At 41.6% G+C, this 9938-nt stretch carries 9 protein-coding genes; 3 read left to right on the forward strand and 6 right to left on the reverse strand.

Annotation, left to right across the window (positions count from 1 at the left end; all coding sequences use genetic code 11):
* Positions 1-155: 155 nt before the first annotated feature.
* From CHX27_RS01745 to glyA, 4 genes are read right to left on the reverse strand one after another with little or no spacing between them, the layout of a single operon-like run.
* Entirely contained in the window at positions 156-1418 is a 1263-nt protein-coding gene (locus CHX27_RS01745) for an MFS transporter (RefSeq protein WP_094485048.1), read from the reverse strand.
* Positions 1415-1927: a GNAT family N-acetyltransferase gene (locus CHX27_RS01750; protein ID WP_094485049.1), complete on the reverse strand. Its 513-nt coding sequence runs from the start codon at positions 1925-1927 to the stop codon at positions 1415-1417. Before CHX27_RS01750 ends, CHX27_RS01745 begins: the two co-directional genes overlap by 4 nt.
* On the reverse strand, positions 1924-2511 hold the full coding sequence (miaE, locus tag CHX27_RS01755; RefSeq protein WP_165764417.1) for a tRNA-(ms[2]io[6]A)-hydroxylase: 588 nt from the start codon (positions 2509-2511) through the stop codon (positions 1924-1926). Before miaE ends, CHX27_RS01750 begins: the two co-directional genes overlap by 4 nt.
* Before the next feature lie 17 nt (positions 2512-2528).
* Entirely contained in the window at positions 2529-3803 is a 1275-nt protein-coding gene (gene glyA, locus CHX27_RS01760; RefSeq protein WP_094485051.1) for a serine hydroxymethyltransferase, read from the reverse strand.
* Between the two features lie 95 nt (positions 3804-3898).
* On the opposite strand from glyA, the gene fahA reads away from it, so the two are divergent.
* From fahA to CHX27_RS01775, 3 genes are all read left to right on the forward strand, one after another.
* Positions 3899-5182, forward strand: coding sequence for a fumarylacetoacetase (gene fahA, locus CHX27_RS01765; protein WP_094485052.1), 1284 nt, complete (start codon positions 3899-3901; stop codon positions 5180-5182).
* Positions 5183-5339: 157 nt separating this feature from the next.
* The gene (locus CHX27_RS01770) at positions 5340-6587 is read left to right on the forward strand and encodes a DEAD/DEAH box helicase (protein WP_094485053.1); all 1248 of its coding nucleotides are present in this window, start codon (positions 5340-5342) and stop codon (positions 6585-6587) included.
* Positions 6588-6711: 124 nt separating this feature from the next.
* On the forward strand, positions 6712-8685 hold the full coding sequence (locus CHX27_RS01775) for a KUP/HAK/KT family potassium transporter (RefSeq protein ID WP_094485054.1): 1974 nt from the start codon (positions 6712-6714) through the stop codon (positions 8683-8685).
* Positions 8686-8979: 294 nt separating this feature from the next.
* Here the strand turns inward: CHX27_RS01775 and CHX27_RS01785 are convergent, their stop codons facing one another.
* Entirely contained in the window at positions 8980-9288 is a 309-nt protein-coding gene (locus CHX27_RS01785) for a type II toxin-antitoxin system RelE/ParE family toxin (RefSeq protein WP_094485056.1), read from the reverse strand.
* Positions 9270-9512 carry a hypothetical protein gene (locus CHX27_RS01790; protein WP_094485057.1) on the reverse strand — a complete coding sequence of 81 codons (243 nt, stop codon included), beginning with the start codon at positions 9510-9512 and terminating at the stop codon, positions 9270-9272. The genes CHX27_RS01785 and CHX27_RS01790 overlap by 19 nt, the downstream gene beginning before the upstream one ends.
* Positions 9513-9938 lie beyond the last annotated feature (426 nt).

A 9938-nucleotide genomic window follows, 5' to 3' on the forward strand; every position in this document is an offset into this window, starting at 1 on the left:
GCACACTTTTTGCGCAGCGACGACTCGTTTGCCGGCGCGCCCAAATTACCTAAAGAATTATTCTAACTGGCATGATTATTGAATATTAGGGATTGTCGGGATGTATATCCCCACTCCTTCCCTACTTGGGAGCAACTATATATCAAGATCGCGGACTACGGTTCGCGATTTTTTTTATCGGTGTCGTCCTCAAACTTAAAATTTCGAAGTTGCGGAACCTTAGCAAACGTAAACAATACCACGCCCAAGGTGATGCATCCGCCAACGACAACCGCCCGAACCGTTCCCAGCCAATGCGCCATTAAACCACTTTCGAAATCGCCCAACTCATTAGAAGAACTGACAAACATGGTATTAACCGCTGCCACTCTGCCACGCATGTGATCGGGTGTAGTGAGCTGTAAAATAATCGAACGAATAACAACCGAAACAGCGTCGAACATACCCGATAATACCAACATAGCAAGCGACAGATAGAAATTTTTCGAAATTCCAAAAATGATGATGCTCACGGCAAAACCGCCCACACACCAAAACAATTTTATGCCGGGTTTGGTTTTTAGAGGTAGAAACGCCAGCAATCCTAACGTAAGTAAGGCACCAATTCCGGGAGCGGCCCGCAGTATGCCGTAACCCATATCGCTAATGAACAAAATCTCTTTTTGATATACCGGAAGTAGCGCGATCGCACCTCCAAACAGCACCGAAAACAAATCGAGACACAAAGCAGAAAACAAAACCGGCGTTTTAAACACAAATTGTAAGCCTTCTCGAACGCTGCGCAGAACCGGCTCTTTTACCAAAACTTCGTGTGCTTGTGGCTTTATCGACATCGTTACTAGCAGCATTACGACCTGAACGGCAACAATAAAAATCAATGCGTTTTCGATTCCGAGTAATGCGATAGAAAATCCGGCAGTTAAGGGTCCGATTACCGCACCAAGTTGCCACGACATAGACGACCACGACGTAGCGTTAGGATACAGCGACTTGGGCATGATTTTTCCAAAGAGTGAAAACATAGACGGACTATAAAATGCGCGCAGTACGCCGCCTAAAAAGACCAAAACAAATATGCAAACCACTTGAAGCGAACGATCTGCAAACGGAAAATACGCTACGCCAACCAACAGTACGCTAACAAGTATGTAACCTAAAATACAAGCAAGTACCATTTTTCTTTTCTCGGTATGATCGACGATATAGCCCGAAAAAAACGAGATACCCACGGCCGGAATTACCTCCGCCAAACCTATTAATCCGAGTGTTAGCTTGTCTTTTGTTAATTCGTAAATCCAGTAGAAAATGATGGTGGTTTGCATGTTTAGTGAAAAAACCACTCCAAATCGGCTTGCTAGAAAAATTTGAAATTCGCGAAGCAGCAGCGACGGATTTTTCTCGAAAAAAGATTGTTTCATAAATTGGTTGTCAGGTTTTTCACCATCACAAAATCTTCCATTAAATACCCGTTTCCGATGGCAATATCGACCGTTTCAGAGACAGTAAAACCGCACTTGTCGTAAAAATGCTTCGCCGGATTATATCGATTTACGTTTAATTCGATTGTAAGTTGTTGTTGTTCTTTAAGATAGCGCTCAACTTCTTGCCAAACTTTTTGTCCGATTCCTTTGCTTTGTGTTGCTGTTTTCAGATACAGTTTGTGTAAACGGGCGTTTCCTGGTGTTTTGTAATCGCACTGAACAGCTAGAAATCCGATTGTTTCTTCGTGTTGACGAATGAGAAAGAACGCTTGTCCGTTTTGCATTTGCGTGAGTAGACTTTCTTCTGTATAAAACAAATCGAGCATATAGCTGATTTGCTCTTGCGAAAGAATACTGCCGTAACAATCGGGCCAAATCTCGCACGCTAGAGTTTTTATACTTGGTATATCGGCAGCAGAGGCGGCAATTAACTGCACGCTACTCATCCGTGGATCGCTTGTTTTGTACCGTAGTTTGCGATTACGGAAGCTTCGTAATCAAGCCATTCGCGCCAGCGTTTTTCGACATCGATTCCTTGTCCGTATTTTCTCGCGTAGTGAATAAAAGTGGTGTAGTGCTGTGCTTCACTTTCCATAAGTTCGCGATAAAATGCGGCCAGTTCGGGATCGGGAATGTGTTCCGATAGAACTTTAAAACGTTCGCAGCTGCGGGCTTCGATCATAGCTGAAAACAGCATACGTTCTACAAAACCCGAAACGCGGCTGCCGTTATTTTGTTGCTTCATGTATTTGGCGAGCTCGCCTACATAATCGTCTTTACGCTCCCGACCCAAAGTAAGTCCGCGTTTTTTAATCATTTCGTGAACTTGCTCAAAATGATCGATTTCCTCTTTGGCTACGCGCAACATATCGGTAACTAAATCCTGATATTCGGAATTAATCGTAATAATAGTAATGGCGTTCGATGCCGCCTTTTGTTCGCACCAGGCGTGATCGGTTAAAATTTCTTCAATATTCTCGTATGCAATATCAACCCAACGCGGATCGGTTGGCAATTGCAAGCGCATCATCGACATAAATTTTCTCTTTAAAATACAAACATGGCTCTTTCGCTCATCATTTCATTCACTTCTTCTGCGACAGCTTCCAAAACAGCTTCATTTTCGTGATTCATGATTACGCGATCGATCAAATCAACAATAGTACTCATATCCGATTCCACTAAACCGCGAGTAGTAATTGCTGGAGTTCCGATTCGAATTCCAGAAGTAATGAACGGTGATTTGTCATCGAACGGAACCATATTCTTATTCACGGTAATTTCAGCTTTTACCAATGCGTTCTCAGCTTGTTTTCCCGTGATGTTTTTATTTCGCAAATCGATCAGCATCATGTGATTATCCGTTCCGCCCGAAATCAGGTGGTATCCTTTTTCTACAAAACAACGTGCCATTTCTTTAGCATTGCGCTGTACTTGTAAGGTGTATCGGAAAAACTCGTCGGTTAACGCTTCACCAAATGCCACCGCTTTTGCAGCGATGATGTGCATTAACGGTCCGCCTTGATTACCCGGAAATACGGCTAAATCCAATAAGTTCGACATCATTTTTAAATCGCCTTTTGGTGTTTTGAGTCCAAACGGATTTTCAAAATCTTGTCCCATCATAATCATACCTCCACGCGGACCACGTAAAGTTTTGTGTGTGGTTGTGGTTACGATATGACAATGCGGAATGGGATCGTTCAACAATCCTTTGGCAATTAAACCTGCTGGATGTGAAATATCGCCCAATAAAAGTGCGCCACAAGCGTCGGCGATTTCTCTAAATCGTTTAAAATCCATGTCACGCGTGTACGCCGATGCTCCAGCGATGATCATTTTAGGCTGTTCGCGCATGGCAATTTCTTCAATTTTATTGTAATCGAACTGCCCTGTTTCGGCTTCTACACCGTAAAAGGCGGGCTTGTACAATTTTCCAGAGAAATTTACTGGCGAACCGTGCGTTAAGTGTCCTCCGTGAGACAAATCGAATCCCAAAATCTTGTCGCCCGGTTGCAAGCAAGCTGCGTAAACAGCGGTGTTTGCTTGAGAACCCGAGTGTGGTTGCACGTTTGCATATGCAGCACCGAACAGAGCTTTTGCACGATCGATGGCAATTTGCTCGACGATGTCGACAACTTCGCAGCCGCCGTAATAGCGTTTGCCGGGATATCCTTCTGCATATTTATTGGTCAAACAAGAACCTGCAGCTTCCATAACTTGGTCGCTTACAAAGTTTTCTGAAGCAATTAATTCAATACCGTGCAGCTGACGGTCTTGCTCATCCATAATCAAATCGAAAATCTCACGATCTTGTTGCATAACAGCTAAAATTTTATTGTGCTCAAAAGTACGAATTTGGTTTTTTTAATTGGTAAGAAATAATACATTTGAACACGTTTCTCAATAAAAAATCTATGCCAATTACTGCAAATAATCCGAACAGAAAATCTTGGTTAGCTGTAGCTCCAGAAAGCGATTTCCCGATTCAAAACATTCCATTTGGTGTTTTCTTAACCAAAGACGATGTTATTACAATCGGCACACGAATTGGCGATTTCGCCATCGATTTAGGCGCACTGCAAGCACTTAACTACTTTGCGGGCATTGAGTTAACCGACGATATGTTCATGCAAGATACGCTCAATGATTTTATCAGCGACGGAAAAAAGACTTGGCGATTGGTACGCAACAGAATTGCCGACATTTTTGATGAAAACAATCCGGAACTGCGCGATAACGAAGAAGACAAGGAACAGGTTATCTACCATATTTCGGATGTAGAAATGCAATTGCCGGTTCAAATTGGCGATTATACCGACTTTTATTCGAGTCGCGAGCATGCTACAAACGTCGGAAAAATGTTCCGCGACCCGGAAAATGCCTTACTGCCAAACTGGCTTCACATTCCGGTAGGTTATCACGGACGAAGTTCTAGCATTGTACCGAGCGGAATTCCAGTACACCGACCCATGGGACAAACGCTTCCGGCAGGCGAAAACACACCGCTTTTTGGTCCTAGTCGTACCATTGATTTTGAATTAGAAATGGCGTTTATCACTACCGATGCCAATATTATGGGTGAGAATATTCCGGTTCATGAGGCTGAAGATTACATTTTTGGTATGGTTTTGCTCAACGATTGGAGCGCCCGCGACATACAGAAATGGGAATACGTTCCGCTTGGACCATTCTTGGCGAAAAATTTTGCAACTTCCATTTCACCTTGGATTGTTACGATGGACGCCTTAGAACCGTTTAGAACAAAAGGACCAAAGCAAGACCCAACTCCTCTACCCTATTTGCAACAAAAAGGAAAACACGCATTCGATATTAATCTATCCGTTGAAATAAAACCCGAAAATGCCGAAAGCACAATGGTTTGCCATTCGAACTTTAAGTATATGTATTGGTCGATGTCGCAGCAGTTGGCGCACCACACCTCAAACGGTTGCCGCGTAAATTCGGGCGATATGATGGGAAGCGGAACCATTTCCGGGCCAACTCCCGATTCGTTCGGATCGATGTTGGAATTAACCTGGGGCGGGAAAAATCCGATTAAATTAAAAGACGGAACCGAACGTAAATTTATTAACGACAACGACACGGTAATTATGAAAGGATTTTGTAAAAATGCCGATGTGCGCATCGGATTTGGAGAAGTTTCCTCGAAACTCCTGCCGCCTTTCGTAAGAAGCTAAGTTCCTTAAACCGACGTTCTTTAAAATCAGCTTTACGTTCTTCGAAAGCTGATTTTTTAGTTTAATACATTATAAAACAACACTTTATCGATAAAGAATTCAAATAAAAAAGCATCCATTATTTATGTTGTAGCTTTGTTGCGATTTAAAATAATTTATGACCACATTTTCAGACTTCGATATTTCTCCAAACATTCAACGAGCACTAGCCGATTTAAACTTTCAAACACCTACTCCTATTCAACAGCAAGCCATTCCAATTGTGGCTGCCGGAACCGATTTAGTAGGTTGTGCACAAACGGGAACAGGAAAAACTGCTGCCTTTGCCATTCCCATAATCGATTACATCCAAAAAATGCCTGGTGTTGGCAAAAAACACAACAATATTCGCGCGCTAATTGTAACACCCACGCGAGAATTAGCACTCCAAATCGAAGAGTCGTTCAAATCGTTAGGACAGTACACACGGGTTCGCACAACGACCATTTTTGGCGGTGTGTCTCAAATTCCACAAGTTGAACAACTAAAACGCGGCACCGAAGTCTTGGTAGCTACTCCGGGGCGTTTACTCGATTTGGAAAAACAAGGATTTATCGATTTAAATCAATTGCACATTTTAGTTCTCGACGAAGCCGATCAAATGCTCGACATGGGTTTTATTAACGACGTCAAGAAAATTGTGAAGCTTACGCCAAATAACCGCCAAACGCTGCTTTTTTCGGCAACAATGCCGTTGGAAATTCGCGCTTTAGCCGAAGATTTTCTCAATCAACCAAAACACATTACGGTAAATCCGGTATCGTCGACAGTTGAACGCATCAATCAAGAAATATATTTTGTTGAAAAAACCGAAAAGCGAAATCTGCTCTACCATTTGATTCGGAATCGAGGTTTGAGCGACGTTTTGGTATTCAGTCGAACCAAGCACGGAGCAGATAATATCGTGCGCTCTTTAAAGAAAAAAGGTGTAGAAGCTGAGGCTATTCACGGCGACAAATCGCAGTCGGCACGGCAACGCGTGTTAGAATCTTTCAAAAACAAAAGTGTTGGCGTTTTGGTTGCTACAGATATTGCCGCACGTGGCATTGATATCGATGCACTTCCGTTTGTCATCAATTTTGATTTGCCAAACATTCCTGAAACTTACGTACACCGAATAGGTCGAACCGGACGTGCCGGAAAAGAAGGAACGGCAATTAGCTTTTGCGGTCGCGACGAAGAACCGTATTGGAAAGACATTATTAAACTTACTCGTGCAGCGGTTACCGAAATTAAAGACCATCCGTGGCCTTGGGTAGGAACCGAACGGGTAGAAACACCAGTTGCCGATAATGCAGCAAAAAAAGGTGCTTTTAAAAGTCGAAAGTCGACAACCAGCAAAAAAAACAAGAAGCGCTGGTATTAAACCCTAAATAAAATTGCATTTTCAGGTAAAGTGAAGTCGGTACGTAAAACCCTCGAAAAACAACTACACTAAATCGATGTCGCGTTGCTAAAAAAATCTTAAATTTGCAGGATAATTTTTTGCAATGAGCGCAAGCAAAGATCTCCACAGTAAGTGGACAATTGGCGGGCTTCTCGTCAGTTTAGGGATTATTTACGGTGATATCGGAACTTCTCCACTTTACGTAATGAAAGCCATAGTTGGGCTTGATAATCCGATAAATTCAGACTTAGTTTTGGGCGGTATTTCTTTGGTTTTTTGGACTTTAACCCTTCAAACCACCTTGAAATACGTAATTTTAACGCTAAATGCCGACAACCACGGCGAAGGCGGAATCTTTGCCCTGTATGCCCTAGTTAAACGAACGAAAATCAAATGGTTAATAGTTCCGGCGATTATTGGCGGATCGGCCTTATTAGCCGACGGAATTATTACGCCTCCGATCTCGGTTTCCTCCGCAGTAGAAGGGGTTAAGAATTTCTATCCCACAATAAATACGGTACCCATTGTTATCGCAATTTTATGCGTGCTGTTCACCATCCAACAGTTCGGAACCAGCTTAGTTGGTCGTTTTTTCAGTCCCGTAATGATGATCTGGTTTGGAATGTTGGCTACCTTAGGTGTCATTCAAATTTCAGACAATTGGGGCGTTCTTAAGGCAATAAACCCGTATTACGCGTATCATATTTTAGTTGCTCCGGAAGGTATAAACCCAGAAGGATTCTTCGTTCTTGGTTTTGTATTCCTTTGTACGACAGGTGCTGAAGCGCTGTATTCAGACATGGGGCACTGCGGCAGAAAAAATATTCGCATCAGTTGGATGTTTGTCAAATCGGCTTTATTACTCAATTATTTCGGACAAGCGGCGTTCCTGATCGACCACGAAGGTAGTACGCTACGTTCTTTAGGAACTTCAAATCCGAATCCGTTTTACATGATTATGCCCGATTGGTTTCAACCCATAGGTGTTGTTATCGCAACCTTGGCAGCAGTTATCGCTTCTCAGGCATTAATCAGCGGATCGTTTACGCTCATCAACGAAGCCATGCGCTTGAACTTCTGGCCTAAAGTGCGCATTAAATATCCAACCGATTTAAAAGGACAATTGTATATCCCAAGCATCAACTGGTTGTTGCTTTTCGGTTGTATCGGTATTGTCTTGTACTTCGAAGAGTCGAGCGCCATGGAACACGCCTACGGTTTGGCTATTGTACTTTGTATGATCATGACCACTGTTTTACTCAATTACTACCTCATTATGAAGCGTGTAGCGTGGTACATTTATGTTCCTTTGATCACGTTATATCTGGTAATTGAGGGCTCGTTTTTGGCAGCCAACGTGGTAAAATTTGCCGAAGGTGGTTTCGTAACTCTAATTATTGCGATTGTTTTGATTGCGATTATGAGTATCTGGTTCCGTGCGAAAAAAATCAGCAAGAACTATACGAAAATGGTGCAAATTGGCGATTACAGTCAAATGTTGCGCGAACTAAGCGTCGATTTATCCATTCCTAAATATGCAACGCATTTAGTGTATTTGACCAATGCGAGTCGTGTGGATGAGATCGAGGAAAAAGTGGTGTACTCCATTTTTGAAAAACGTCCGAAGCGCGCCGATATGTATTGGTTTTTGCACGTGAATATCTTAAACGAACCCTACAAGACCGAATATAAAGTAACGCATATTTTACGCGACGACGTTATTCGAATCGACTTCAATCTCGGTTTCCGCGAGCCTACTAAAATCAACATCATGTTTAAAGAAGTGGTGAAAAATATGGTGGCAAATGGCGAGGTGGACATCCGCAGCCGTTACGAATCGTTAAACCGCAACAACATTATTGGCGACTTCAAATTTGTGTTATCCGAGAAATTCTTGTCGAACGACAGCGACTTACTTTGGTACGAAAAGCTGATTATGAATTCGTATTTCTTCTTGAAAAAACTCAGTTTAAGTGAAGAAGGTGGTTTTGGTTTAGACAGCAGTTCGGTGAAAGTAGAGAAATTCCCGTTGGTGTTACATCCGCCGGAGAAAATCTGCATGAAGCGCATCGACTAAGCAGCTCATCACGTTTTGAAACTAATACTCAAAAACCGGTCGTCAATCTAAAGTTGAAAACCGGTTTTTTTATTTGGGCGGCATTTCGCGCTGTTCGTTGCAACAAAAACGCACAAAAGCGGTTCGTGCTGCTTTTGTCTAGGGCTTCCGTTGGTCGCCTATTCAAAACCGCTCTCACACACTTTTCTGCGGTTTTGTTTTCACTGCCATCACGGCCGCGAGGAACGTTACCGGAAATTTTCTTGTTACCAATGCACGTTATCGAAAAACAAATCAACTATAGATTGTGTAAATCTATTTATTGATCAACTTAATCAATTTTTTAGGATCTTGCCTATTGTCCCAAAAAGCGGTAATGATTAATTGACTATCAGTAATCTTGTAATAAATACTAAAATAACCAAGTGCAGCTTCTCTGGTATCTGGATAATCAGCTTTCTTAAATACTAATGGATTTTCAAGAATAACTTTTATTCTATTCCTAATTAACTTTATTAGTTTCTCGGCATACTTTGAAGAGCCATTTCTTTTTGTCCAATATTCAAATATCTCACGCCTTTGATTTGATGCTGTTTCTGTCCAAACTACAATCCTTTCAGCCATTCCAAATCACTTTTATCCAATTCCTCTTGTGAAATTAATTTTCCCGCTTCTATATCTTTATCGCTGAGCTTAAGCATAAGAATCTGCTCATCAGACAGTTTCACAAGATCATTATCCACAGAACTATTTTCAACTAACTGATGTAAAGCTGACAAATAATCTTTGTTAGAAATTGTTAACAGCTTATCGATAATATTATTTCGCAAGATATCAGCACGATTCATAGTGATGTTTTTCCAAAGTTCGTAAATCTATTCATATCCTCAAAATCAATAATTTTCACCAAGCAAAAGCTTGCTGTCGCAAACTCTTGGATAATTCTTAATAATTAACTGTCATCACGGCCGCGAGGAACGTTACCGGGCGTTCGTTAAAGGTACAAAGCACTTATAAAAGTGTAGAAATATTCGTAGTTCCTTTAAGTCATAGCGTATTCACGTACTCCAATAAAGCTTTTGCTGGCACCAAACATTAATACCCGATTATTTGTTTTTTATTTCTCCCCAATTCACTATCCTTGAAAACTTTAGGGAATTAGAAACACGTATTTATGTTAGATAAATCCGTTAGACATTTTTTTATAAGTGATAATTTATTTAATATTTATTTTTTTGAGTTATCCATTTGCGTTCCTTATCAAATCAGTATAA

Origin of the sequence: Flavobacterium aurantiibacter (assembly GCF_002251775.1) — a bacterium.
Lineage (GTDB): Bacteria > Bacteroidota > Bacteroidia > Flavobacteriales > Flavobacteriaceae > Flavobacterium > Flavobacterium aurantiibacter.